19 protein-coding genes and 1 pseudogene are annotated in these 24,977 nt (G+C 74.3%); 12 read left to right on the top strand and 8 right to left on the bottom strand.

Features of this window, described 5'->3' with window-relative positions; genetic code table 11:
• Both ACWC94_RS40625 and ACWC94_RS40620 read right to left on the bottom strand, forming a co-directional pair.
• Window positions 1-634, bottom strand: a pseudogene (locus tag ACWC94_RS40625) (hypothetical protein); the annotation flags it as partial.
• Complete coding sequence (locus ACWC94_RS40620) at window positions 631-2,115, bottom strand: hypothetical protein (protein WP_450802598.1); 1,485 nt, start codon at window positions 2,113-2,115, stop codon at window positions 631-633. The pseudogene ACWC94_RS40625 and the gene ACWC94_RS40620, both read right to left, overlap by 4 nt.
• A gap of 137 nt (window positions 2,116-2,252) precedes the next feature.
• Between ACWC94_RS40620 and ACWC94_RS40615 the strand changes: the two genes are divergently transcribed.
• Both ACWC94_RS40615 and ACWC94_RS40610 read left to right on the top strand, forming a co-directional pair.
• The gene (locus ACWC94_RS40615; RefSeq protein ID WP_450802596.1) at window positions 2,253-2,636 is read left to right on the top strand and encodes a BlaI/MecI/CopY family transcriptional regulator; all 384 of its coding nucleotides are present in this window, start codon (window positions 2,253-2,255) and stop codon (window positions 2,634-2,636) included.
• Window positions 2,633-2,875, top strand: a complete 243-nt coding sequence (locus ACWC94_RS40610) for a hypothetical protein (protein ID WP_450802594.1) — start codon at window positions 2,633-2,635, stop codon at window positions 2,873-2,875. Before ACWC94_RS40615 ends, ACWC94_RS40610 begins: the two co-directional genes overlap by 4 nt.
• A gap of 138 nt (window positions 2,876-3,013) precedes the next feature.
• On the opposite strand, the gene ACWC94_RS40605 is transcribed toward ACWC94_RS40610, so the two are convergent.
• Together ACWC94_RS40605 and ACWC94_RS40600 are read right to left on the bottom strand one after the other, a co-directional pair.
• Complete coding sequence (locus ACWC94_RS40605; protein WP_450802592.1) at window positions 3,014-5,368, bottom strand: glycoside hydrolase family 65 protein; 2,355 nt, start codon at window positions 5,366-5,368, stop codon at window positions 3,014-3,016.
• Window positions 5,365-6,105, bottom strand: coding sequence for an HAD family hydrolase (locus ACWC94_RS40600; RefSeq protein ID WP_450802590.1), 741 nt, complete (start codon window positions 6,103-6,105; stop codon window positions 5,365-5,367). The genes ACWC94_RS40605 and ACWC94_RS40600 overlap by 4 nt, the downstream gene beginning before the upstream one ends.
• Window positions 6,106-6,190: 85 nt before the next feature.
• Here ACWC94_RS40600 and ACWC94_RS40595 point away from each other — a divergent pair, with 85 nt between their 5' ends.
• The 6 genes from ACWC94_RS40595 to ACWC94_RS40570 all read left to right on the top strand — a co-directional run bounded on the left by ACWC94_RS40595 (window position 6,191) and on the right by ACWC94_RS40570 (window position 13,804).
• Window positions 6,191-6,823 (top strand): nucleoside/nucleotide kinase family protein, encoded by a 633-nt coding sequence (locus ACWC94_RS40595; RefSeq protein ID WP_450802589.1) that lies wholly within the window; start codon window positions 6,191-6,193, stop codon window positions 6,821-6,823.
• A gap of 10 nt (window positions 6,824-6,833) precedes the next feature.
• Window positions 6,834-7,118, top strand: coding sequence for a hypothetical protein (locus ACWC94_RS40590; protein ID WP_450802588.1), 285 nt, complete (start codon window positions 6,834-6,836; stop codon window positions 7,116-7,118).
• A 95-nt stretch (window positions 7,119-7,213) separates the two neighbouring features.
• On the top strand, window positions 7,214-9,421 hold the full coding sequence (locus ACWC94_RS40585) for a phospholipid carrier-dependent glycosyltransferase (protein ID WP_450802587.1): 2,208 nt from the start codon (window positions 7,214-7,216) through the stop codon (window positions 9,419-9,421).
• Window positions 9,422-9,499: 78 nt separating this feature from the next.
• Window positions 9,500-10,417 carry a MurR/RpiR family transcriptional regulator gene (locus ACWC94_RS40580; protein ID WP_450802601.1) on the top strand — a complete coding sequence of 306 codons (918 nt, stop codon included), beginning with the start codon at window positions 9,500-9,502 and terminating at the stop codon, window positions 10,415-10,417.
• A gap of 405 nt (window positions 10,418-10,822) precedes the next feature.
• Complete coding sequence (locus ACWC94_RS40575; RefSeq protein WP_363220584.1) at window positions 10,823-11,203, top strand: hypothetical protein; 381 nt, start codon at window positions 10,823-10,825, stop codon at window positions 11,201-11,203.
• A 177-nt stretch (window positions 11,204-11,380) separates the two neighbouring features.
• Window positions 11,381-13,804 (top strand): SpoIIE family protein phosphatase, encoded by a 2,424-nt coding sequence (locus ACWC94_RS40570; RefSeq protein WP_450802585.1) that lies wholly within the window; start codon window positions 11,381-11,383, stop codon window positions 13,802-13,804.
• Window positions 13,805-14,073: 269 nt separating this feature from the next.
• Here ACWC94_RS40570 and ACWC94_RS40565 read toward each other — a convergent pair whose 3' ends face one another.
• Both ACWC94_RS40565 and ACWC94_RS40560 read right to left on the bottom strand, forming a co-directional pair.
• The gene (locus ACWC94_RS40565; protein WP_450802599.1) at window positions 14,074-14,547 is read right to left on the bottom strand and encodes a flavin reductase family protein; all 474 of its coding nucleotides are present in this window, start codon (window positions 14,545-14,547) and stop codon (window positions 14,074-14,076) included.
• Between the two features lie 240 nt (window positions 14,548-14,787).
• The gene (locus ACWC94_RS40560) at window positions 14,788-15,456 is read right to left on the bottom strand and encodes a peptidoglycan-binding domain-containing protein (protein ID WP_450802583.1); all 669 of its coding nucleotides are present in this window, start codon (window positions 15,454-15,456) and stop codon (window positions 14,788-14,790) included.
• 194 nt (window positions 15,457-15,650) lie between these two features.
• Between ACWC94_RS40560 and ACWC94_RS40555 the strand changes: the two genes are divergently transcribed.
• On the top strand, window positions 15,651-18,068 hold the full coding sequence (locus tag ACWC94_RS40555) for a polysaccharide lyase 8 family protein (protein ID WP_450802582.1): 2,418 nt from the start codon (window positions 15,651-15,653) through the stop codon (window positions 18,066-18,068).
• Here ACWC94_RS40555 and ACWC94_RS40550 read toward each other — a convergent pair.
• The gene (locus ACWC94_RS40550; protein ID WP_450802581.1) at window positions 18,055-18,897 is read right to left on the bottom strand and encodes a hypothetical protein; all 843 of its coding nucleotides are present in this window, start codon (window positions 18,895-18,897) and stop codon (window positions 18,055-18,057) included. The genes ACWC94_RS40555 and ACWC94_RS40550 overlap by 14 nt on opposite strands.
• A 705-nt stretch (window positions 18,898-19,602) precedes the next feature.
• Between ACWC94_RS40550 and ACWC94_RS40545 the strand changes: the two genes are divergently transcribed.
• From ACWC94_RS40545 to ACWC94_RS40535, 3 genes are all read left to right on the top strand, one after another.
• Window positions 19,603-20,349: a TetR family transcriptional regulator gene (locus ACWC94_RS40545; protein ID WP_450802579.1), complete on the top strand. Its 747-nt coding sequence runs from the start codon at window positions 19,603-19,605 to the stop codon at window positions 20,347-20,349.
• A 159-nt stretch (window positions 20,350-20,508) separates the two neighbouring features.
• Window positions 20,509-20,928: a Zn-ribbon domain-containing OB-fold protein gene (locus ACWC94_RS40540; protein ID WP_450802578.1), complete on the top strand. Its 420-nt coding sequence runs from the start codon at window positions 20,509-20,511 to the stop codon at window positions 20,926-20,928.
• An 839-nt stretch (window positions 20,929-21,767) separates the two neighbouring features.
• Window positions 21,768-24,545 carry an alpha/beta hydrolase family protein gene (locus ACWC94_RS40535; RefSeq protein ID WP_450802576.1) on the top strand — a complete coding sequence of 926 codons (2,778 nt, stop codon included), beginning with the start codon at window positions 21,768-21,770 and terminating at the stop codon, window positions 24,543-24,545.
• Between the two features lie 21 nt (window positions 24,546-24,566).
• Here the strand turns inward: ACWC94_RS40535 and ACWC94_RS40530 are convergent, their stop codons facing one another.
• Window positions 24,567-24,953, bottom strand: coding sequence for a PPOX class F420-dependent oxidoreductase (locus ACWC94_RS40530; protein ID WP_450802575.1), 387 nt, complete (start codon window positions 24,951-24,953; stop codon window positions 24,567-24,569).
• Between the last annotated feature and the right edge of the window lie 24 nt (window positions 24,954-24,977).

Raw genomic sequence — 24,977 nt, 5'->3', positions numbered from 1 at the left:
CCCCGGGGGCCCCCCCCCCCCCCCCCCCCCCCCCCCGCCGCCCCGGCGCCGCCCCGCGCCCGCCGGGCGCGGGCCCGCCCCCCCCCCCGGGGCCCCCCGGCGGGCCCGCCCGCTGGCCGCGCCCCCCCCCGCCGCCCCCCCCGGCGCCGGGGCTCGGGCGCGGCAGGCGCAGCAGACCGGGGCAGGCGGGGGCGAGCACGGCGATCAGCGCCAGGCGGACGGCGGCACCGGCGCCGACCTTGACGGCGAGGGCGCTGGCCGAGCGGGCCGCGGGCAGGCCGCAGCGCATCAGGAACCGCAGGTTGACCGCCCCCGCGCCGAGCCCGGCGGGCAGCAGGTGTCCCGCGGCGGAAGCGGCGAACTGGGCGGCGACCAGCCGGGGTCCGGGCAGCCGTCGTACGACCGCGCCCTGCTGGGCGAGCGCCGAGGCCGCCCAGGTACCGACGGCAGCCGCCGCGCCGACCAGCAGCCAGCCCCGATCGGCACCGGCCAGCCGCCAGGCCCCGCTCTCGAGCGCGGGCCAGTGCCGGCGGGCCAGGTACAGGCCGCCCAACAGGACGGCGAGCACGACGCCCGTGTGCCAGCAGGCACGGCGCCGGCCGAGGGAGAGGGCGAGGTGCGCCGGGGAGGTCATCGGCCGCTCTCCGGCACGGCGAAGTACAGCCGCCCGCCGTCGAAGGGCTCGGCCGGCCAGTCACGGGCGTACCCGGGCGGCCCGGAGCCGACGGGCACCAGTACGGCGACCGGGCTCCGCCGGGCCGTGCCGGCGATGGCGTTGCCGGTGCTGTTGGCGTTGTGCCCGCTCGTCGCGGCCGAGGCGCAGCCGGCGTAGAACGCGATGGGGATGGCCTCGTTCCCGGTGACCAGACACGGCGGGCGGACACCGAGCCGGTGCAGGGCGGCGGCCGTACGGGACCAGCCGCGGTGTTGGGCGGTCGCGCTGCCCACCGTGTGGACCAGGACGGCCAGTTGCACGGTGAGGTGGGCGGCGAGGCCCAGGGCGACCAGCGTGGCGACGACCGGGCGCCGGGGCCGGTGCGCTGCGCCGGCCAGGTGGGCCAGCGCGTCGGCGACCGGGAGCGCGAGCAGCGCGTAGGCGGGCAGCAGGAACCGCGGGGCCGCGTAGTCGATCAGGAACAGGTAGGGGAATGCGGCGGTCGCCGCACAGGCGAACGGCAGCACCGTGGCCGTCGTACGCCGGGCGCGGACGGCGACGGTGAGCCCGAGCAGGGCGAGCAGGGGCAGGACGAACCACCAGACGATGACCACCGGGTGGGGCAGGTCGCCGGTGCAGGGCCGGCACAGGGTCCGGCCGCCGAGGCTGCGCAGCTGGTCGGCGACGGCGAAGTGCCGGCCGAGGCCGCCCTGGATCGCCGAGGCGTCGGCCAGCCGGCGGACCGGGCCGCCGTAGCTGACCCAGGCCTCGATCACCCATTCGGCGGCGCCGGCCGCGAGCCCGGCGAGCAGCACCGCGAGGGGCCGCCGGCGGCTCCGGGCGAGGCCGAGGGCGAGCAGCGGCAGCACCGCCCAGACGGCGTCCATGGGCCGCATCCAGGCCATGAGCGCGGCACTCGCCGCCAGGCCCCAGTACGGGGAACGCCCCTGGCCGGCGCCGGCGCGCAGGAAACAGGCGACGGTGGCCAGGGCCCCCACGGCGACCCAGTAGTTGGGCATGGCCTGCGGGCCGTAGAACAGGGTCACCCACAGGGAGGCGAACAGGGCGCCGGCGAGGGCGAGGACGCGGGTCGGGAACAGTCCGCGCCAGGCGCGCAGGGCCAGGAACAGGGCGAGCCCGGACAGGACCGCGAGGTAGATCCGCAGCAGGGGCGTCGAGGACGACCAGGAGGCGACGGGCGCGACGAGCAGGGAGACACCCCGGGCGCGGGGTGCGCTGAAGAAGGCGGCGGGGGCATGGGCGCTGACCTGGCTGACGTAGACCGTCTCGTCCCAGCCGAGGCCCATGCCGGGCCGGACGAGGAGCAGTTGGGCCAGGGTGAAGGCCGCCGCCACGGCCGCGAGCGCGACCGTGCCCGGCGTCCGCCGGGCGCCGCGGGACGTCAGGTGTGCGCGCTCGCGCCGCAGCCCGGCGCGTGTGGCGTGCGCGCTGCCGGCCATCGTCCACCCCTGTCCCTCGGCGTGCGGACCCCTGTCACCCCGCAGGGAAAACACCGCCAAACTACCCCAAACATCTACGCCCATCCGGACAGACGGGGCCATCCGGCCGACGGCACTACGCGCTGTAAGGTTGGGGCATGGCTGGCACAGGGTCCCGCGGCAGGACGGAGCGGCGCAGCGCCGGTGCGCTGGAGAGCGAAGTGCTGGCCGCTCTCTGGGCGACCGAGCGGCCGTTGACCCCCGCGGAGATCCAGGCCGAGGTCGACGGCGCACTCGCCTACAACACCGTGCACACGATCCTCAAACGCCTCTACGACAAAGGGCTGGTGCTGCGGGACGCCGACGGCCGCCGCGGCGCGTACCGTCCGGCGAAGAACGCGGCCGAGCTGACCGCCGAGGCGATGCACGAGGCCCTGGACCGGGGCCCGGACCCGATCGCCGCGCTCCAGCGGTTCGTGACCGGTCTGAGTCCCGAGGAGGAGCGGGCGCTGCGCGAGCTGCTCGCCGGAGGCGGCGCATGACGTTCGAGGTGTACGGCCCGCTGGTGCTGTCGCTGCTGCTGTCGGCGGTCGGGCCGGTGATCGCCCGGCGGGTCCCTGACCGGGCCGTCACGCGGCGCATCGCGGCCCTGCAGACGAGCCCGCCCCCGAGGCTGTGGGCCGCCGCGCTGGCCGTCCTCCTGCTGGGCACCCTCTCCGCCCTGCTCGCCGCCGACGCGACGGGCGACCTGCTGCGGCTGCTGTCGGGCGCGCTGGACTGAAAGCGCTCCGAAGGAGCGCGAGGCCGTATCGATGTGCGGCTCCGCCGTGTGGGCGTGACCAGCCACGACGGCGCGGCAGACGACCGACGGCGATTCCGGCGCCCACTGCTCCGCGGCACTCCCCGCGCAGCGCCGCGCTCAACCCCCGTTCGGCGTGCGATGCAGCGGCTGCTTTGGCGTGGGACGGCGGACGACCGGTGGCACGGCCCGCACGGACGGCTCCTCGGTGCTCACCGTGAGCGGCTCGCCGTGATGGCGAAGGTCCAGCGGCGGCCCGTCCAGCAGCGCGTACGTCACCTTGTCCGCGCCGATCTCCACGCGCAGCCGCCGGCCGCGGAACTCGATGTTGAAGGCGAGCCGGCTCAGCCGCTCGGGCAGGCGCGGCGCGAACCGCAGCCGCTCGCCGTCGCGGCGCATCCCGCCGAAACCCGCCACCAGCGCCATCCAGGTACCGGCCAGCGAGGCGATGTGCAGCCCGTCGCGGGTGTTGTGCTCCAGGTCCTGCAGATCCATCAGCGCCGCCTCGGTGGTGTAGGCGTAGGCGAGGTCCGGATGGCCCACCTGGGCGGCGAGGACGGCCTGGCAGCAGGCCGACAGGGAGGAGTCCCGGACCGTCAGCGGCTCGTAGTAGGCGAAGTTCCGGGCGATCTGCTCCTCGTCGTGCTCCGCGTCGAACCAGTCGCCGCAGGTGTACATGGCCAGCACCAGGTCGGCTTGCTTGACGACCTGCTTGCGGTAGAGGTCGAAGTACGGGAAGTGCAGCAGCAGCGGGTACTGGTCGGCGCGGGTGCCGGCGAAGTCCCAGCGCTGGTAGCGGGTGAACCCGGCGTGCTGTTCGTGGACGCGCAGCTCGTCGTTGTAGGGGATGTGGATCGCCTCGGCGGCGTCCCGCCAGGAGGCGGTCTCCTCCGCGTCCACGCCGAGCCGGGCCGCCTCGCGCGGGTGGCGCTCGGCGGCGTCGGCCGCGGCGAGCAGGTTCTGCCGGGCCATGAGGTTGGTGTAGGTGTTGTCATCGGCGACCGCGCTGTACTCGTCGGGGCCGGTGACGCCGTCGATGTGGAACACGCCGTGCGCGTCGTGGTGGCCCAGCGAGCGCCACAGCCGGGCCGTCTCCACCAGCAGCTCCAGGCCCACCTCGCGCTCGAACACGGTGTCGGCGGTGGCCTCGACGTACCGGATCACGGCGTCCGCTATGCCTGCGTTCACGTGGAAGGCGGCGGTGCCGGCCGGCCAGTACGCCGAGCCCTCCGGTCCGGCGATGGTCCGCCAGGGGAACGCGGCCCCGGCGAGCCCCAGTTGGGCCGCGCGCTCACGGGCCTCGTCCAGGGTGCTGTACCGCCAGCGCAACGCCTCGGCGACGGCCGCGGGCGCGGTGTGGGTGAGCACGGGCAGTACGAACATCTCGGTGTCCCAGAAGGCGTGCCCGTCGTAGCCCGAGCCGGTCAGGCCTTTGGCGGGTATCGCGCGCTGCTCGGCGCGCGCCCCCGCCTGCAGCACATGGAACAGCGCGAAGCGGACGGCCTGCTGGACCTCCTCGTCGCCCTCCACCTCGACGTCGGCGCGGGCCCAGAAGTCGTCCAGGCAGGCCCGCTGGTCCGCCAGCAGGCCCTGCCAGCCGTCGTGCGCGGCGGCGGCGAGCGCGGCGTCGACCTGGTCCGCCATGGCGGGCAGTGAGCGGGTGCCGGACCAGCCGTGGGCGACCAGCTTCTCCACCCGGAGCGTCTGCCCGGGCTCCAGCACGGAGGTGACGGTCAGCCGGGCCATGTCGCTGCCGCTCTCGCTGCGGGTGGTGGTGCGCTCGGGGCCGCTGACGACGTGGTCGGCGGCCACGGCCACCCTGAGGCCGCTGCGCCGGGTGCGGTGCACCAGCCGCAGCCGGCCGCCGGAGGCGAAGTGGTCCTCCTGTTCCAGCGGCGCCTGCAGCGCCTTGGCCGCGCGCGGGTCGCCGCCGGACTCCGGCAGGGACTCGTTGGCGACCAGCTCGGACTGGATCACCACCCGGCTGCGGCCGTCGACGGCCTCCACCTCGTAGGCGATCGCGGCCACCGCGCGCTGGGTCAGCGACACCAGCCGGGTCGATCGCACCCGGATGGTGGAGCCCGCCGGGGAGGTCCACTCGCAGGTCCGCTCCAGAACTCCGCGGCGCAGGTCCAGGACCCGCTCGTGGGCGACTAGCCGGCCGTAGCGCAGGTCGAACGGCTCGTCGTCCACGAGCAGCCGGACGATCTTGCCGTTGGTGACGTCGATGACCGTCTGGCCCGACTCCGGGTAGCCGTAACCGGCCTCCGCGTACGGCAGCGGATGCACCTCGTGGACGCCGTTGAGGTAACTGCCGGGCAGGCCGTGGGGTTCGCCCTCGTCGAGGTTGCCGCGCCAGCCGACGTGGCCGTTGGACAGCGCGAACACCGACTCGCTCTGGGCGAGGACGTCGAGGTCGAGGGCGGTCTCCCGGACGGCCCACGGCTCGACGGAGTACGACCGGTCGGTGATCACTGCTTGCCTCCCAGCTCGGCGAGATCCTTCACCACGACGCTCGCGCCGTGCGCGTACAGCGCGTCGGTCTGCCCGACCCGGTCCACGCCGACGACGTATCCGAAGCCGCCCGCGCGGCCCGCGTCCATGCCGGCGAGCGCGTCCTCGAAGACGGCGGCCCGCCGCGGCTCGACGTCCAGGTCGCGGGCGGCGGCGAGGAAGGTGTCGGGGTGCGGCTTGCCCGGCAGGTGCCGTTCCGCGGCGACCACGCCGTCGATCCGTACGTCGAAGAAGTGCTCGGCGCCGACGGAGCGCAGCACGTCCCGGCAGTTGGCGCTGGAGGAGACGATCGCCGTGCGCAGTCCCCCGGCGCGGACCGCCGCCAGATAGCGCAGGGTGCCCTCGTAGGCCTCGACGCCGCCGGTGCGGATCTTCTCCAGCAGCAGGACGTTCTTGCGGTTGCCGAGGCCGTGCACGGTACGCGTGTCCGGTGGGTCGCCGGGGGTGCCCTCGGGCAGGTGGATGCCGCGCGAGTCCAGGAAGGCGCGGACGCCGTCGGCGCGGGGGCGGCCGTCGACGTACTCGTCGTAGTCGGCGACCGGGTCGAACGGCCGCCCCCGCTCCCCCTCGTAGTCCCGCAGGAACGCGTCGAACGTCTCCTTCCAGGCGGCCGCGTGCACGACGGCGGTCCGGGTGACCACCCCGTCGAGGTCGAAGAGACAGGCCTGGATTCCGTCGGGAAGACCGAGCTGAGTCATACCCAGCACTGTTCCCCCTGGGGCGGCGTCCAGTGAGTGGCGCACGCCACACAGCGCGCGAACTCCTGGTGACACACTCTGCTGTGTGCCGCTGACCTTCGACGATCTCCTCGCCCGTGCCCGCGCTCTCCCCCGGGACGGCCGGCGCGCCCTGCTCGGCATCGCGGGCAGCCCCGGTGCGGGCAAGACCACCCTCGCCGAGCGTCTGGTGCGCGCCCTGAACGCCGACGGGCCGCCGTGGGCCGCGCACGTGCCCATGGACGGCTTCCACCTCGCCGACGCCGAGCTGGACCGGCTCGGCCGCCGGGCTCGCAAGGGGGCGCCGGACACGTTCGACGCGGCCGGGTACGCGGCGCTGTTGCGGCGGTTGCGCGAGGACACCGACGAGGTGGTGTACGCGCCCGGGTTCGAGCGGGTGCTGGAGCAGCCGATCGCGGGCGCGATCCCGGTGCCGCCGACGGCCCGGCTGGTGGTGACCGAGGGCAACTACCTTCTGGTGGCGGAGGGTTCCTGGGCACGGGTGCGGCCGTGCCTGGACGAGGTGTGGTTCTGCGAGACGGACGAGGACGAGCGGATCCGCCGACTGGTCGCCCGGCACGAGGAGTTCGGCAAGGACCACCGGACGGCGGTGGCCTGGGTACGGGGCACGGACCAGCGCAACGCCGACCTGGTGGCGTCGACGCGGGGACGGGCGGACTTGGTGGTACCGGTCGCCTGAGCGCCCGCGGGTGCGCGGCGTCCTCGCACAGGACGCGGGCACGCTGGAGGTCGCCCCGCGCGCCGGCCGCACGGCGCCGCTGACGGTGCGGCACCCGGCCGTGCTGGGCGGCTCGGCGGTGCTGTCGCTGCGGCTCGACGCCGATCGGCCGCCGGCGGCGGGCGACACCCTGCCGGCGCTGGACGCACCCCGGCTGCGCGGCCGGTTCACCCGGATCGGGATGAACTCCGGCCGGCTGCGGGCCGTACCCGTGTGCACGGCAGAAGGTCTGCCGGTACGACTTGTGGAGCGGTGACGCCTCCGGCGGCGGGAGCGGTGCGACAGTAGGGCCATGATCCGGCCCGCCGCCGTTCCCGCCGTCCCCCGGCCGGTGCCACCGCGGGGCGGATGATGGCGCACGCACAGCACCTGGTTCTCACCCGGGACGTCCCGGCCGGGCAGCCGGCCCGGCCGGCCCCCGGCCGCGGTCACGCCTGGCTGCGCCGCCACCGTCGGTGGCTGGTGCCGCTGCTGGCCGCGCTGCTGCTCGCGCAGATGGCCACGGCGATGGTCACCGCGGCCGTCCAGCAGACTCCGACGATCGACGAGCCGGTGTACGTGGCGACGGCCACCGACTATCTGCGCGAGCACCGCATCCGCTACAACCCCGAGCATCCGCCGCTCGGCAAGCTGCTGATCGCGGCCGGGGTGGCGGTGGCCGGCCCGCACTACGACCCGTCGTACACCGGCACCCAGGGGGACGTGGGCCGGCATCTGCTCTACGAGTCCGGCAACGACCCCTGGCGGCTGATGCTCTGGTCCCGGTTGCCGGTGATCGTGCTGACGCTGCTGTTCGGACTGGTCGTGTTCGCGTTCGCCCGGGAGTTGACGGGCACGGCGGGCGGTCTGGTGGCGCTCGCCCTGTACGCCTTCTCACCCGACCTGATCGCGCACGGCTCGCTGGCCACGCTGGACGTGCCGATGGCCGGGTTCGTCCTGACGTCGGCCTGGCTGGTCTGGCGGGCCCGGCGGCGGCCCCTGCCCTACCTGCCGCTCGCCGGCGCGGCCCTCGGCGCGGCCGTGGCCACCAAGATGAGCGCGTTGCCGGCGATACCGGTACTGATGGGCCTGGCCGCGCTGTCCGCCGTCACCGCGAGCCGGGGACGGGAGGCGCGACCGAGGGGTAGCCGACAGGGGAGCCCGTTCCAGAGACGCCGAACCTCACCGCCGGGCACGCCGGACACCGGCGCGGGCCAGGTGCGGGAGGTCCCGCCGGGCATGCCGCACCCGAGCACCGGCCGGGAACCACAGATCCCGCCGGGCATGCCACACGCGAGCGCCGGCCGAAGACCACAGGCCCCGCCGCCGGGCACGCCGGACACCGGCGCGGGCCAGGTGCGGGAGGTCCCGCCGGGCGGGCCGGACGGGGACACGGGCCGGGGTCGGCAGCTGCTCACCGCGCTCGCGGGCGCGGTCGGCGAGCGTCGGCGCGAGGCCCTGAGCACCCTCCCGAGCACGGCCGACAGGCGACACCGCAGGCCCCTGCCCGACCTCACGAACACGTCCGACGCCCGCCCCCGCGATTCCCTGCGCGGCCTCCCCGGCTCGGCCGAAAATCGCCCCCGCAACGGTCTGTCCCTCCTCGCGCGCGGGTTCGGGGGCCCGCTCGCCGCACGGGTCGGTGCGCGGTGGCGGACAGCGCTGTCGGCGCTCGCCGGGGCGGGCGTCGTCCTGCTGGTGGCGGTCGGTGTCGTGTGGGCCGCGTATCTGGCCGTCGATCCGCGTCTGCGGTTCAGCCCCGCCGAACCCGTACCGCCCCTCCGCGGGCTGCACGGCCGCCTGGTGGACCTGCTGCCGGTGCCGGGCGCGTACCGGGCCGGGATGCGGGTGCAGTTCGCGCTGGAGAACCAGCCGTGGCAGGGCTATCTGTTCGGGCACCTGTACACCGGCTCGCTCTGGTACTACCTGCCGGCCGCCCTGCTGGTGAAGACACCGCTCGGGCTGCTCGCGCTGGGCGCGGCCGGTGCCGTGACGGTCGTGGCACTGCGGCGGCTGCGGCCCGCCGCGCCGTATCTGCTGCTGCCGCCCGGGGTGCTGCTCGCGGCGGCCATGACGGGGTCGCGGGACTTCGGGACGAGGTACGCCCTGGTCGTACCCGTGTTCCTCGCGGTGGCGGCGGCCTGTGTGCCGCGGCCCGGCCGGCGGTGGACGGCAGCCGCGACGGCCGCGCTGGTGCTGTGCACGGCCGTGAGTTCGGCGCGGGCGTTCCCGTACTACCTGCCGTACGCCAACGAGGCGTTCGGCGGCCCGGCGAACACCCATCGACTGCTGCACGACTCCAACGTCGACTGGGGACAGGACCTGGGCCGGCTCGCCGACCGGCTCCGGCAGCGGTATCCGCACGAGCGGGTGTGGCTGGTGTACAAGGGCAGCGGCGTGCCGTCGTACTACGGCATCCACGCGGCCGATCCACGGACGGTACCGCCCGAGCGGGTGCACGGACTGCTGGCGGTGTCGGACTCCGCGCTCGCCAAGGCGCGCGGACGGCTCGCCGAGCTGGTCCGAAGCAGCAGGCCGGCCGGTGGGGTGGGGAGTTCGATCAGCCTCTTCCGGCGCTGAAACCTCCTGCTCAAGCCCCTGTTCACCACGGTCGGTGAGCTATGTTGAGTGCTTGTGGCAGACAAAGGAGACGGACCGGTGCCCTCGCCGCAGCAGGCCCGCGCGCAGGCGTCAGCGATCACCTCGGGCAAAGCCGTGCCCGAGGCCGAGGCCGCACCGACCTCCCGGCTCAGGGAACTCTTCGACGGCCCGCGTCTGTCGCCGGGGCAGCGGCGCATCGCCCAGTACCTGATCGAGCACATCACCGAGGCCGCGTTCCTGTCCATCACCGAGCTGGCCGACCGGGTCGGAGTCAGCCAGCCCTCCGTCACCCGCTTCGCCGCCGCCGTCGGCTTCAGCGGTTATCCCGCGCTGCGCGAGAGGCTCCAGGCGATCGCGCTGAGCACCCTGGCCGGCGGGCCGGGCGAGGAGGACCGCGCCAACGAACTGCAGGCGGCCGTCGACGCCGAGATCGAGAACCTGGAGAACCTGCGGCGTGACTTCGCCGACCCGGACCGGGTCATCCGGGTGGGCCGCGAACTGTCCCGCTCCACCCCGCTGACCGTCCTGGGCCTGCGCATCTCGGAGTCGCTGGCCGAGTACTTCGGTTACGCCGCCCGCCGTATCCACCCCGACGTGCGGCTGGTCACCCGGGGCGGCAGCGTGGCCTACGACGCGCTGATGCAGTGCCGCGAGGCCGGCGGCACCTGGGTGCTGGCGTTCGCCATGCCCCGGCACTCCCAGGAGACGCTCCAGGCGGTCCGCGTGGCGCGCGGCGCCGGACTGAAGGTCGCCCTGGTGACCGACCTGGCGCTCGGGCCGGTGGCCGACGAGGCCGACGTCACCTTCGCCACCGGCACCGGCTCACGGCTGGTGTTCGACTCCTACGCCGCGCCGGTCATGATGGCCGCCGCGCTGCTGCAGGCGATGACCGACGCCGACCCGGAGCGCACCCAGGCCCGCCTGGAGAAGTACGAGCAGCTCTCCGACCAGCACCAGTTCTTCATGAAGGACTGAATCCGGCAGTTCGTGCGCCTGTGCGCCAGGTGAGGTGAAGATCCTGCGGTTCCCGTGCCATGGACAGGGATCTTCCACGACAAAGCACGCATGAATGTTTTCATACGTCTTGCAAACCGAACGGCATATATAAATACTTCACCCCGCGGACTCACCGCTTGCACACCGCCCCGAGAAAGCCGACGGACCGCCCATGCGTACGCACATCCCCACGCAGCGCTGGTTCCCGACGCCCGGGGCCCCCGCACGGACACCCCCAGCCGCCGTCCCCTACCCACGTCGGCGCCGGGGGTGCACCGGGGCGCTTCGTCTGCACGACGCGCCCGTGGCGGCCCCGGCCATCCCCTAGGCCGGGGCCGCCCCGCACCCGTCGGACCACCCTCACGACGCCGCCCACCGGAAGCGATGATCATGCCTCTGACCAGCACCCGTATCAGCCACGACTGGCCCTGTCAGGTCAAGACGCCGGGCTCGTACGACTGGGAGCGCTCGGCGGCCAAGTGGCTGCGCGAGCTGATCCCCGCGCGTTACGCCAGCTATCCGGCCCTCATCCGCCACCCCGTCCTGCTCGCCCGGCACGCACAGCTGCAGGTCCAGCAGGAGATCCGGGTGGCCCGGACCGCGCTGCAGACCGCACGGGCCGAGCTGCCCATGCTCGGACTGCCCGAGTCGGTCATCGAGCACACGATCAAGCTGTACGCCGCCGAGGTCCTGCAGCTCCAGCACATCGCCCGCAGCGTCCGTGCGGTCAGCGAGGCTCTGGCCGCGCGGGGCACGGGCCGCTGACCCGCCGGCCCACCCGGCTCCGCAGGTCAACGGCTCGCCACGGTTCACCCCCTTTCGTGTGAACGGTTTCGGCCGCCGCCCGGTCCTCGCGGCGGCTTCGGGCGAACCGTCGGCACGAAGCCCGTGTCAAGCTCATATGAATGCGGACCCGGCAGACGAGTGATCGAAGGGGCCCGGATGTGCCATGCTCGTCGCGTGACGAGCGAGCCCGTGCACCCGCTTGACCCCACCGGCGCCGATCCGGCGGCGTTGGCCAAGGTCGTGGCGCGACAGCGCGCGGAGATGGAACGGCTTCGGGACCTGGCGGCCGGCTCGGCGGTCCTGGAGCGGGCCAAGGGCGTGCTGATGGCCGTCACCGGGTGCACCGCGGAGGCCGCGCACGAGGAGCTGCTACGACGCGCCCAGGACGGCAACCGCACGCTCCTCGAACAGTGCTGGCTCACCCTGGGCGCCCTGCTCCCCCCGAAGGAGCGGCCGTCGGCCCCCGCCACACCGCCGGCCGCCGGCGCCTGGGAGGTCGCGCCCACCGGCACGGCGGACCTGGCGAAGATACTCGGGCACATCGGCCGGGACCTGGTCCGGGTCGACACCCCGCACGAGCTGGCCCGGTGCCTGCTGGACCACGTCGCGCCCGAGACGGACGCCGACGCGGTGATGCTGTACGAGCAACTGCCCGAGGGCGGGCTCGAACTGATCGGCCACGCCGGCATCGACGCGACCCTCGCCGCGCAGTGGCGGTACGTGCCCCCGGTGACCGGTGTGGTCCCGCTCGACGCCCTGCGGTGCGGCGAGCCCCGCTGGCTGGAGGACCTCGTCGCGGAGGGCGACCGGTTCCTGCTGATCGGGGGGTCGCCGGAGCGCTGGCCCAGCCGGGCCTGGCTGCCCGTGCCGGCCGGGAGCACGGCACGTGTCGCCCTCGGTGTGCTGCGCCGGCGTAGCGGGCCGTTCACCCCCCGGGAACGCGAGCTGCTGCGGGCCGTGGCCCGGCTGTGCGCGGGCCGGCTGCGCGCGTTCGACGCCTCCCATGACCACACGGGTGACGGTGCCGCCCACGCCGTGCAGGCGGTGTTCGACGCGCTGCCGGGCGCGGCGATCCTGCTGGCCCCGCTGCACGCGGCCACCGGCGAGGTGGAGGACTACCGGATCGAGGCCGCCACCCCGGAGGCGGTCGACGTGTTCGGCCGGACCGGCCGGCAGATGGTCGGCAGACACGTCCTGGAGAGCTACCCGTCCGTCGCGGGCGAGCCGCTGTGGCACGGCTATCTCGAGGCCCTGCGGACGGGAGTGCCGTTCGAGAGCGAGCCGTTCGTCTACCAGGACGTGGCCGGCGAGCTGCCCGTGATCGCCACCTACTCGGTGCGGGCCGCACCGCTGGGCGCGGGCCTGCTGGTCACCTGGCTGCGGCACGACCGCGCGGACCGGCAGGAGCAGCGCCTGTCCGACGTACAGCGGCTCGGCAACCTCGGCTGGGCCAACTGGAACCTGATCACCCAGGAGATCTCCTGGTCCGAGCAGACGTACGCCGTCCTCGGCCGGACCCCCGAACAGCGGCCGCTCGGTCTCGAAGAGCTGCCGGACCTGGCCCTGCCGGAGGACACGGGCCCGCTCGCCCACGCGATCGCCGGACTGATCCGCCACGCCCGGCCGTTCGACGTGCCGTTCCGCATCGACGCCCCCGGGGGTGTCCGGCACCTGCGGCTGGTCGCCGAGGCCGTCACCGCGCCGGACGGCAGCACGGTCGAGGTGCACGGCTTCGTCCAGGACCTCACCCCGCAGCGCAGCGCGGAGCTGGCGCTGGTGGAGAGCGAGCGGGCGATGCTGCTGCAGCGCGGGGTCCTGCAGGCCGAACGGGCCCTGGCCGCCCGGCTGCAGCACGCCCTGCTGCCGCTGCCGAGCAAGCCGGTGCGGCTGGCCGGGTTGCGCGTCGAGGTGGCCTACCTGCCCGCGCAGTCCGGCATCCACGTCGGCGGCGACTGGTTCAGCGCCATCGAACTGCCCGACGACGACGCGCTGTTCGTGGTCGGCGACGTGGCGGGCCACGGCATCGGCGCGGTGGCCACGATGGCCCAGCTCCGATTCACCGCGAAGGGCATGGTCAGCACCGGCTCCTCGCTCACCGGGGCGCTGGCCCGGCTCAACCACCTGCTGCTGCACTCCCGCGACAGCCAGACCACCGCCACCCTCGTGCTCGCGCGCTACCACCCCGGCCGGCACGTCCTCGACTGGGCGCAGGCCGGCCATCTGCCGCCGCTGCTCGTGCGCCACGGCGAGGTGCGCTACCTCGACCGGCCCGGCGGCATGCTGCTCGGCGCGACCGCGTCCCCCGTCTACGAGTCGGCGGAACTCCCCCTGGAACCCGGGGACCGGCTGCTGCTCTACACCGACGGCCTGGTCGAACGCCCCGGCGAGAGCCTCGACACGGGCCTGGAACGGCTGGCCGAGGCGGTGCGCGCCCATGGCTGCGGTGAGTCGGACTCCCTGGACGCGCTGCTCGCCACGATGCTCGCGGACGAGCGGCGGGACGACGTGTGCGTGCTGGACATCAGGATGCCCCTGGAGGGCGTCTCGGACGGGGCGGACGCGACGGAGACGGACGCCTAGGGCACGGTGACGGTCCGGGTGGCGGGGCGGGGTCCTCGTGCGTCAGTCGTCGTCACGGTGTCGCCAGTACCAGCACACACCGACGACCAGCGCCAGCAGAAACACGGCGGGCGCGAGCAGGCCCGGGATGCGGGAGCCGTTCATCGGCCTGGCCTTCGGTCTCGGTACGGCGGAACACGCGACTGTAGGCCGCGGGCTGACCAGCCTGGGGCCGGGCCACCACTCCCGTCGGTGACTTTCCCGAAGTGTTGCCCGACGTTCGAATCCGGTCAGTCCACGGGGTGGCCGGCTTCGATGCCGGCCGCGTCGGACAGCCGCAGCAGCGGGCCGTCCCGCCCCTCGCCCCACTCCACCGGGTCCAGGACGAAGCCGACGTGGTCGCCGCCGTCGGTGCGGTGCAGGATGGTCCCCACGAACCAGGCCGCCGTCTGCCGCAGGACCACCGCGCCGCCGTAGCCCTCGGCCCAGTCCAGGTCCGCGAACTTGTCGGTGTCGTCGCCGGTCCGGCCGCCGAAGAGTTCCGCGAGGTCCCGCTGGTCACGGGTGAGCAGGTGGACGGCGAGGTGCTGCGCGGCCCGGGCGACCCGATAGGTGTGGTTGGCCTTGGACAGCCACACGGCGGACCGGGGCGGCCGGATGGAGCACTGCGAGGCGAAGCCGACCAGACACCCGGCCCGCTCACCGTCGGCCACGGCCGTCACCACGCACATGTCGGGATTGAGCCGGCCGAAGAATCCGCCCATGCCGGCCGTGTCGTCCGTGCCCCCCGTGTCGGCCCTTTCGGCCCTGCCGGTCCCCGGGCCTCCGCCCGCCGTGCCCGCGCCGCCGTCCCCTTCCGCCCCGCCGTCCGCATCCGCCCCGCCGCCCGTCGTGCCTGCCACGTCCGCCATCGCACTGTGCTCCCGTCCGCCGCTCCGGCCCGGCCTCGGCTCCCGCGGCGAGGACCGGGTGCGGCCCGCTCCCCGGTGTTCCCCGCGTGCCGCTCACGCATCGTCGCCGGGGCCGGTCCGCGACTCAAGCGCGCGGCGCGTGTCGTCGCCGTAGACGCCGGTCTCGTCGCCGCTGATGCCGTACCAGAGCTGGAACCGGGCCACGGCCGCGGTGAGGGTGGCGTCGTAGGTGCCGCTGGTCGAGCCGTCGCGGTAGACGTCGGGGACGCTCAGCAGGCGTTGCTGCAGGTCGGTGACCTCGGGGCCGGTGTCGCCCTGGCGGAGGGTGCCGGGGCCGTCGGGATCGGTGGTGGTGGTCGGGGCGCGGGACGAGGTGGGAGTGGGAGTGGGAACCTGCGCGGTGGGGGGCCGTGACGCCGTGGCCGCAGGCCGGGGCGGACGCGCGCTCGCGACGGCCGCGTGGCGAACGGGCAGCAGCAGGGCGCAGCCGAAGCCGAGGAGGGCGGCGGCCGCCACGGCCCCGGCGGCGACCGGCAGGCGCAGACCGCGGCTCGGGCCCGCGGCACCGGGAGGTGCGGGGGCCGGGGGTACGGGCGGCAGTTCCTGCGTCTCGGCCTCCTCGGTGTGCGCTGCTCGCGCCGGGGCGGTCTCCATCTCGCGCATGAGCTCCGCGAGGGCGTCGAAACGGCGGGGCCGCACGACCCGGACGGGTTCCAGGACCGGTCCGAGGTGCGGCCGTTCAGGATCGAGCGGTTTCGTCACCTGGCTCTCCTTCCGTCCCGTACGGACGGGACTTCCGAGCTCCCCGTGCTGAGATACGGCCCGGGGGGCGCCCCCGTTCAAGCGCGCGGCCCGCTCCACCGAACGGCCTGCGGCCACCCCATCGAGCGATCGAAACGCTCAACTCCGCCCACGGTGTTGAGCGCTTGAGAAAGCGCGTGCTAGAAAGCGCCGTCATGACGACTCCTTGGTCACGCCGCGGCTTTCTGACCGTCTGTTCGGGAACCGCTCTCGCCCTGGGTCCCGCCACCCGGGCGTCCGCGGCGCCGGACGAGTTCGCGACGCTGCGCGCGAGGTGGCGCACCCTCGTCCTCGGCGAGGGGTTCAGCGCCCTGGCCGAACCGTTCAAGAGCCGGCTCGCCGGCCTGGGGACGACGGCGAGCCGGTACCGGGCCACGATGGCCCCCACCGCCGGCTCCCTGTGGCCCGACCTGGTCTACGCCGACCCGGACCCGGACACCGACCAGGAGTCGGTCGGCCACTCGGGGAACATGAACACCAGTTACACCCGGCTGAGCACGCTCGCGCAGGCCTACTGCCAGCCCGGCACCGGCCTGACCGGCGACACCGGCCTGCGGGACGCGATCCTCACCGGCCTGGAGCATCTGCACGACGACGTCTACCACGCGGGCCGGACCTGGTACGGCAACTGGTACAGCTGGCAGATCGGCGCCCCGCAGGCGCTGCTGGACGTGTGCGTGCTGATGTACGACGCCCTGCCGGCCGCGCGGATCTCCGACTACCTCGCCGCCGTGGACCACTTCGTGCCCGACTCGGCGGTGGGCGGCTACAGCGGCACCAGCACGGGTGCGAACCGGGTCGACCTGTGCCGGGTGCTGGCGCTGCGGGGTGTCGTCGGGGCGAGCGCGGCGAAGGTGGCGCTGGCCCGCGACGCTCTCTCCCCCGTCTTCCCGTACGTCACCTCCGGCGACGGCCTGTACGCCGACGGCTCGTTCGTCCAGCACACGACGGTGCCGTACACCGGCTCGTACGGCTCGGTCCTGCTCGGCGGTCTCGGGCTGCTGTTCGCGCTGCTGGCGGGCTCCAGCTGGGAGGTGACGGACCCGGCTCGGCAGATCGTGTTCGACGCGGTGGAGCACGCCTGGGCGCCGTTCCTCTACAACGGCCTGGTCATGGACGGTGTTGCGGGCCGGGCGATCAGCCGTGGGCTCTCGGCGGCGGACCCGGAGCAGATCCAGCAGGACGACCACCTGCGCGGGCATCCGGTCCTCGGGTCGATCGTGCTGCTCGGGCAGGGGGCGAGCGCGGCCGAGAACGCCCGCTGGCGCGCTCTGGTGAAGGGCTGGGTGCAGCGCGACTCCTACAGCCCGCCGCTCGCCGACCCGGTGCTGAGCCTGCCGCACCTGGCCCGGCTCAAGGGGGTCCAGGACGACGGGTCGGTGGCGGCGGTGGCCGAACCGACCGGACACCGGCTGTTCCCCTCCATGGCGCGGGCGACCCACCGCAGGCCCGGCTGGGCGGCCGCGCTGAGCATGGCCGACAAGAGGATCACGTACTACGAGACCGGCAACGGCGAGAATCTGCGCGGCTGGCACACCGGCTCCGGGATGCTCTACTGGTGGGGCGACACCTTCGGCAACGGCCAGTACAGCGACGCCTTCTGGCCCACGGTCGACCCCTGCCGGCTGCCCGGTACGACCGTCTCGCGCAAGGTGCTGGCCGACGCGGCGGGCGGGGAGTGGGGCGCCCCGAAGCCGGACGTGAACTGGGTGGGCGGGGCCACGGACGGGAGGCGGGCCGCCGTCGGGCAGTACCTCAGGGGCCTGCAGTCGACACTCGTGGCGAAGAAGTCGTGGTTCTTCCTGGACGACGCGGTCGTCTGTCTGGGCGCGGGCATCACGTGCTCGGACGGCACGGGCGTGGAGACGACGGTCGACAACCGCAACCTCGGCCCGACCGGAGGCGCGCCGTTCACGGTGGACGGCACGGTCGAACCCGCCTCCTCCCCGTGGTCGGCCACGTTGACCGGCGCGAAGTGGGCGCACATCGGCGGACACGGCGGCTATGTCTTCCCGGGCGGGGCGACGGTGCGCGCGCTGCGCGACGCCCGCGACGGCAGCTGGGGCACGATCAACAAGGGCGGCTCGAGCACCGTCCTGAACCGCAAGTACCTGACGCTGTACGTCGATCACGGCACCGACCCGGCGAACGCGTCGTACGCCTACCTCCTGCTGCCGGGTGCCACAGCGGCGCGTACACGGGCCCGCGCCGCGGACGCGAACTGGCTGACCGTGCTTGCCAACACGAACAACCAGCAGGGAGTGGCCGTCACCTCGCTCGGGTTCACCGGGGTGAACTTCTGGTTCGGCGCCACGGTCGGAACGCTCACCGCGAGCGATCCGTGCTGCGTGATGATCAGTGAGAAGCAGGACGGCACCGCCGTGATCGCCGTGAGCGATCCGACGCGGATGCGCACGAGCCTCACCCTGACCTGGCGGCGGGCCGTCGCCGCGGTGACGTCCGCGCCGGCCACGCTCGCCTCGGCGGCCACCGGCTCGGCGCTCACACTGACCTTCGGCGACCTCACCGCCACCGCGGGCGCCACCCAGCGGGTCACGGTCAGGCTGGGCTGAGCACGCCCTGCACGAACCGGCTCAGGGACGCCGTGAACGCGGTGACGAAGCCGTCCCTGGCCTCCTCCGGCAGGGCATCGAGCGACAAGTAGGGGTTGAGGTCCTCCAGTTCGACCAGCAGGAGGCCGCCGTCGCGGGTGCGGCAGGCGTCGACGCGCTGGATGCCGTTGCCGAGGTCGTTCCAGTCGATGAAACGGCGGGCGAACTCCAGGTCGGCGGCGGTGGCCGCATAGGGTTCGAGCTCCCAGCGGCGCTCCGGGTCGGGGGCGTACAGGGCGTACTGGAAGTCGTCGTCGACGAAATAGAAGGACACCTCGTGGAGGAAGTCGACGCAGGGCTGGATCAGCACCTGGCCGGTGGCGAGCGCGGCGACCTGCTCGGCGGGGGCGACCCGCAGGCCGAGGGAGTCCGCGCCGAGCATCGGCTTGACGACGTACCGCTCGGCGGCCGGGAGCAGGCCCAGGTCCTCGGCACGGCCGACCGTCGGGATGACGGGGAAGCCGGCGGCGCTCAGGTCGAGCAGGTACTGCTTGCCGGCCATGTCCGCCTTGCCGGTGAGCGGGTTGTACACGCGCGTCCCGGTGCTGAGCGCGCGGGCACGGAAGGCGTCGTACGCGCGCTGGTGGCCGAGGACGGGCCCGCTGTTGCGGACGACCACGGCGTCGAAGCCGTCCATCAGCGCCGCGGCGTCCTCCGGATGGCACAGGGCGAGGTCGAATCGGGCGCGGAGCCGTGAGGTGAGGAAGATGTCCTCGTCGCAGTAGCGGCGCCCGCGGGCCTCGTACGCCAGGTCGGTGACGTAGAGCAGGCGGGGGCGGGCGGCGGGCATGGGGCATCTCCTCGGGCGGTGCGCCGATGTCGGGTGGCCGGTCGCCCGGCGCCCGGAGGCGGGACCTGCCGGCACGGGCCGGTCCCGGCACGGTGGAGAAAGGTTACGTCGCAGGGTGGGCGGCAGGGGCGGGCGGGGTCCGCTCCGGCGCCGCAGGTCCGCTGCCCACCATTCCTCGCTGCCGGATGCGCAAGACCCCGCGGACCGTATGCCCCGGGCCGGCTCGATCGGTGTGTGCGACGGCACGGCGAGCACCCGGCAGCCCGCCGCCTGGGCGGCGGCCCCGGCGGGCGGGTCCTCGACGGCCGGGCAGGCGGCGGGATCCGCGCCCAGGGCGGGGGCGGCGGCCGGACAGGGATCGGGACGGCCCCGGTACGGCCCGTTCCACCCGCGGCGATCACGGTCCCGAACATGTCGGCACCGTCGGCGGGCGGCCGTCGTGGGGCTGCCGCAGGGGGCGACGTCCGACCGGGGTGAGGAGTCCGGCGGCCGTGAGGGTTGTCGAGGTGCGGGGTGAGCAGGATGCTCGGCAGCGTGGAGCGGGGGGACGCTGCGGGGGTGTGTCGGGGTCGGTGACGTCGAGGACGGCGTTCAGACGGCCGTCCGATGTTGGGTGCCGTACCCTCAAAGCACTCAGTTCCCCCACAAGCGCACTCGAATTGCACTGAGTGTCACCCAGCCCGGCCGGATGCTACGTTCCCCTCCATGAGCTCCAGCAGCGCGGCGCCGGCCGCGAAGCCGCCGATGCGGGAGGCCCTCGTCGCGGCGGCCTTCCAGCTCTTCCTGGAACGCGGGTACGAGCAGACCACCGTGGACGACATCGTGACCCTCGCCGGGGTCGGCCGGCGTTCGTTCTTCCGCTACTTCCCCTCCAAGGAGGACGTGGTCTTCCCCGACCACGAACGCTGCCTGGCCGACATGACCGCGTTCCTCGCCGCCGGCGGCGAGGAGCACGAACCGGTGCGGCGGGTGTGCGACGCGGCCCGCCTGGTGCTGCGGATGTACGCGGAGAACCCCACGTTCTCCGTGCAGCGCTACCGCCTCACCAAGCAGGTTCCGGGCCTGCGCGCCTACGAGCTGTCGGTGGTGTGGCGCTACGAGCGCGCGCTCGCCGAGTACCTGCGCGGGCGGTTCGCCGGACGGCCCGACGGGACGCTGCGGGCCGACGTCGTCGCGGCCGCGGTCGTCGCCGCGCACAACAACGCCCTGCGCTCCTGGCTGCGTTCGGACGGCCGCGGCGACGCGGGCGCGTTGGTGGACCACGCGCTGGGACATGTGCAGAAGGCGTTCGGGCGCACCCCCGGGCCCGCCGTACGGACCGCCCGGATCGGTCCGGTGCCGGGCGGGGAGCCGGAGGGGCGTCCCGACGACGTGGTGGTGCTGGTCTCCCGCCGGGACGCCCCGCTGTGGCGGGTCGTGCAGGAGCTGGAGGCGGCACTCGGTCGCTCCTGAAGGCACCCCTCCGCCGAAAAAGGGGTACGGAGTGCCTTTACGAGTGACACTGAGTGCCATACTCTGTCGGCGTGCACGGTGGCACGGCTGCCGCGCACGCGTGTGCCCGGTGCGCGCCGGACACGCGGGATTCCGGCCGAGCGCAGGGAGTTGACCAGCGTGTACCACCACTCAGCAAACGCCTCGCATCCGGCGGCCGGCGCCGCGGCGGGAGTTCTCGATCCCGTCTCCGCGGACTCCAAGGACGCCATCCTCTTCCAGCGGTGCACCTGGTGCGGCACCGCGATGTACCACCGGCTGCTGTGTCCGGTGTGCCAGGGCAGCGAGTTGCGCACGGAGCGCAGCGAGGGCGTCGGGACGGTCCGGCACTCCACCGTGGTGCACCGCAACACGCCCGCGGCACGCAATGTCTCGCTGATAGAGATGACCGAGGGGTTCGTCGTGCGGGGCCGGGTCATGGGTCCGCCGGTCGGCATCCACAGCGGAGACCGGGTCCGGCTGTCCACCGCCCTGGACCCGGTGCGCGGCGAGCCGGTCTTCCAGCTGCTGGACGAGTCGTACCGGAGTGCCTGGACCTGACGCCGGGCTCCGCGGCGCATGCCGTCACCGGCACCCCGGCCCTGGTACCAACCTGCTTGTTCCGACGGGCGGTTCGCTCTCGAACGCGCGGTTGGCGCCGAGGCCGACGGCGCGGGCGAGCGCCGCGTCGCCTTCGATGGCCGCCGGCCCGCGAGCGGCACCGTCGGCGCGGTCACCCTCCCCGTCCACCGGTCCGCACACGGCGTCCAGCAGACGCGGGGCCCCGCCGCCGTGTCGAGGGCACGGGAGGTGGCGGCGGGCCGGCCCCTGATGACATGCCGGAGCCGGGCCCGGCTGCGTCCACCCCAGGCACCTGTCCCGTACGGCACAGGCTTCGTGGGTCGACCGCCGCCCTTCCCGCGGCACCCTCCGAAGGATCCGACCGCGTGCCGCCGCCGGCCGACGAAGGTGCCCCGAGCCCGCCGGAGGAAACGGCACTCGCCGACCTGCGAGCCGCCTTCGCCGGAGGGGGCGCGTGCCGGGTCGTCGGCTCATGCGTCGCCGGCCGGCCGATGTCCGCCGACGGGCCGCTGTTCGGGCCGTTCCTCGGTGCCACTCTTCGGTGCCGCTGAGCGACGACGGCTCGGTGTACATGGCGGTCGCGCGCTCCGCCGTCACGTCGGCCCCGGCGATCGGCCGGCCGGCAGCGGCGGGGGGCGCCGCCGGGCGGCCCTCCGCGCAACGGGACGGATACCGGCCACCGTTGGCGCAGCGGCAGGATGCGAATCGGTCACGTCTCCTTCACAGGCAACCCACAGACCCCGCCTTCCGTCCTCCGGGAACGAGGGGCTCCCGGGACGGACGGGACTCCCGAGCTCGGGGGCTGAAGGAGGAGAACAGTGGTCCGTGCCCGGCGCATATGGGTGACCGCCGCCGCGTTGCTCGCGGTGGCGGGGGCATCCCCAGGGGCGGCAGTGGCCCAGGTCCAACCACCGTCGAAAACAGGCGCGTCGGCCTCCCCGGAGGACGGCACGCTGCCGCCGGGATGGCGGATCACCGGCGGCCGGTCGGCGCCGCAGCTGGTGTGGCGGTCGGACCGGCCGGTGCCGATGGGTGATGCCCGGGTCGAATTCCGGTCGGCCGGACGGCCGTTGGGGGTGGCCCGGCCCGGACCGGACGGGCGCACCTTCCGGCTGCCGCTGGAGGGACACCCGGCTACGGAGCTGCCGGGACTGCAGGTGTGGTCCGGTGGGCGGCGGTTGGACGCACGGACCACCACCGGCACGCACGACAGCCTCGGGGCCTCGGCCGCGTCCCGGCCGCCGGCCCCGCTGCCCGCGAACGAGGTCGATCCCGGCAAGCCCGGTCCGTACCGGACCAGGACCGGCGAGTACAGCCTGAAGTCGGTGAAGCTGCCGGGCTTTTCGGCACCGGTGGAGATGCGCGGGGTGGTCGTCGCCCCGGTCGGCGCGTCCGGCCGGCGTCCGCTCGCGCTGTTCCTGCACGGCCGTCACTTCACCTGCTACAAGGGCCAGGGCATCACCGGCGACTGGCCGTGCAGGGCCGGCATGAAGCCCGTGCCGAGCCACCGCGGCTACCTGCGCGACCAGAGGCTGCTCGCCTCCCAGGGCTATGTGACCGTCTCGGTCTCCGCCAACGGGATCAACGGCCAGGACTCCGCGGCCGAGGACGGCGGCGCCCAGGCCCGCTCCTCGCTGGTGCGGCTGCACCTGGCGCGATGGGCGGACTGGGCCGCGCACCCCGGGACCGCACCGTCCGCCGTACGGCAGGCGCCCCGCGCCGACCTGTCGCGCGTGCTGCTCGTCGGGCATTCCCGGGGCGGCGAGGGCGTCGACCGGGCGGCTCTGGACAGCCTGTATCCGCCGTCCGCCGACCAGGACGGCTACCACGGCCCGGTCCGCTGGACCATCCGGGGCACGGTCCTCATCGGCCCCACCGTCTTCGGCCAGAACCCGGTGCCCGACGTGCCGTCCGTGACGATCCTGCCCGGCTGCGACGGTGACGTCTCCGACCTGCAGGGCGAGATCTACGTCGACGGCACCCGCGCGGTCAGCAACGGCAGCGCGCTGCACAGCGCCGTGTACGTCGTCGGCGCCGACCACAACTTCTTCAACTCCGAGTGGACGCCGGGCCAGGCCGCGGCGCCCGCCGAGGACGACTTCTCCGACGACCCGGACCACCCGGACCCGGTCTGCGGCAAGCACGCGGCGACCCGGCTCACCGCCGACCAGCAGCACCGGGCCGGTTCGACGTACATCGCGGCCGCCGCGCGGCTGTTCCTCGCCGGTGACGACCGGGTGCGACCGCTGCTGGACGGCTCCGGGAAGCGGGCCCCGTCGGCGGACCCGGCGCGGGTGCTCAGCCACGCGGTGGGCGCGCGCCGGGATGCCGGGTTCCTTCCCGACGCAGGGGTGACGGTGACCGGCGCCCGGCTGTGCGACGCGGTGGATCCCAGCCCGGCCAAGGCCTGTCTGGGGCAGGACGCGAAGGGCGCGTCACCCCACTTCGCGCAGTGGGAGATCGGCCAGGAGTCCGGCCGGCACGCGATCGCGCTGCGCTGGACGCGTGCCGGTGCAGCGGCACGAACCAGCCCGAAGCGGCCCGTGTCGCTGTCCGGTGCCAAGGCGCTGGCGCTGCGGCTGTTCGTGCCGCCGAACTCCCGGGGCACGAAGCTGGACGTGTCCCTCACCGACACCTCGGGCCGTACGGCGAAGCTGGGCCGCATCAGTGCCGACGGGCTGCCCGGCAGCGAGCGGACCGCGTCGTACTGGGCGCGCGAGTTCCGGGTGCCGCTGACGGCGGCCACCCGCGCCGGACTCAGGCTCGGCTCGGTCAAGTCCATGGAGCTGACGGCGCGTTCGGCGTCCGGGCGGGCCTGGCTGATGGACGCGTGGGGCTGGCGGCCGGGGACGCCCGCGGCGCGGCCGGCGGCGCTGCCCCGCGTGGACATCGGCCGCCGCGCGGTGGCCGAGGGGGACGCGGGCGTGCGCACCTACCGCGTCCCGGTCCGGGTGTCGGGCCACGGCAGTGGGCAGGTCCGGGTGTACGTCGTCGACCCGGCCACCGGGAAGGCCGGGAACCGGCTGGTGACGGTGCACCCCGGCGGCCACGACATCGACGTACCGGTCGAGGTGAAGGGCAACACGCGCTACGGCACGGACGTGTCCTACGACGTCCTGGTCAAGGCGGTGCGGGGTGCGGTCGTCGGCTCCTACCGGGGCGGGATCACCGTCCACGACGACGATCCGGCTCCGGCGATGACGGTCACACCGGTCGCCGACCGGGTCACGGAGGGGAAGTCCCTGAAGTGGCGGCTGTCCCTGTCCAGGGCGGTCGACGTCGACATGAGCGCGATGTTCGCGGTCGTGCCGGCCACCGCGCCGGAGCTGTCCACGAAGGACGTCCCGGCGCGCTGGCTGGAGGAGACCGCCGGGGCGAAGCCCGACCCGGAACGGCCCCTGTCGAAGGTCGGCGGTCTCACCCTGTGGGTCGACATCCCGGCCGGGCGGACGAGCGCGGACGTCACCGTGCCGACGGTCGGGGACCGGGTGAGGGAGCAGACGGAGTCGGTGCGGTTCCAGCAGATCGACATGCGGACCGGTGAGCCGCGCCCCGGTGGTCCGGTGCTGTCCGGATCGGTGCTGGACGCGTCCTAGCGGGCCGGTTACGGGTGGCCCTCAGCCGGCGAGGGTCACCCGGATGCCGACCGTGCCGTCCGCGCCGCGCCGCAGTCTGCTGCCGAGAAGGGTGAGGCGGCCGACGATGCCGTACTTGCGGGCGACGAGGTCCCGGTAGCGGGCCGTGGTGGTGGCATCCGTGATCTGCGCGGTGGCCGGCAGTTGCTCGCCGGTGGGGTTGCCGCGCAGGTCGCAGGGGCCGACGAGGACGTCGGGGCGGCGCCGGATGCGCTTGACCTTGAAGCTGTCGGCGGCGGTCCACACTCCGAGGCCGGCACCGTCGCGGACCACCCATACCGGGGTGGCGACCGGGGTGCCGTTCTTGCGGTAGCTGGTCACCAGCAGGTACTTGCCGGAGCCGAGCCGGTCCAGCCGTGTGTCGTCCATGTCCGGCAGTCTAGGAGGCCGGCC

It is taken from the genome of Streptomyces sp. NPDC001135, assembly GCF_053598395.1.
The sequence above is the reverse complement of the archived record's forward strand: the minus strand, read 5'-3'. Positions and strand labels throughout refer to the sequence as shown.

Bases quoted from the DNA above. Each gene is read 5' to 3' on its own strand.
- ACWC94_RS40585 (WP_450802587.1), top strand. From the start codon at position 7,214: ATGGCGCACGCACAGCACCTGGTTCTCACCCGGGACGTCCCGGCCGGG.
- ACWC94_RS40615 (WP_450802596.1), top strand. From the start codon at position 2,253: ATGGCTGGCACAGGGTCCCGCGGCAGGACGGAGCGGCGCAGCGCCGGT.
- ACWC94_RS40620 (WP_450802598.1), bottom strand. From the start codon at position 2,115: ATGGCCGGCAGCGCGCACGCCACACGCGCCGGGCTGCGGCGCGAGCGC.
- ACWC94_RS40600 (WP_450802590.1), bottom strand. From the start codon at position 6,105: ATGACTCAGCTCGGTCTTCCCGACGGAATCCAGGCCTGTCTCTTCGAC.
- ACWC94_RS40530 (WP_450802575.1), bottom strand. From the start codon at position 24,953: ATGGACGACACACGGCTGGACCGGCTCGGCTCCGGCAAGTACCTGCTG.
- ACWC94_RS40555 (WP_450802582.1), top strand. From the start codon at position 15,651: ATGACGACTCCTTGGTCACGCCGCGGCTTTCTGACCGTCTGTTCGGGA.
- ACWC94_RS40550 (WP_450802581.1), bottom strand. From the start codon at position 18,897: ATGCCCGCCGCCCGCCCCCGCCTGCTCTACGTCACCGACCTGGCGTAC.
- ACWC94_RS40570 (WP_450802585.1), top strand. From the start codon at position 11,381: ATGTGCCATGCTCGTCGCGTGACGAGCGAGCCCGTGCACCCGCTTGAC.
- ACWC94_RS40545 (WP_450802579.1), top strand. From the start codon at position 19,603: ATGAGCTCCAGCAGCGCGGCGCCGGCCGCGAAGCCGCCGATGCGGGAG.
- ACWC94_RS40610 (WP_450802594.1), top strand. From the start codon at position 2,633: ATGACGTTCGAGGTGTACGGCCCGCTGGTGCTGTCGCTGCTGCTGTCG.
- ACWC94_RS40565 (WP_450802599.1), bottom strand. From the start codon at position 14,547: ATGGGCGGATTCTTCGGCCGGCTCAATCCCGACATGTGCGTGGTGACG.
- ACWC94_RS40575 (WP_363220584.1), top strand. From the start codon at position 10,823: ATGATCATGCCTCTGACCAGCACCCGTATCAGCCACGACTGGCCCTGT.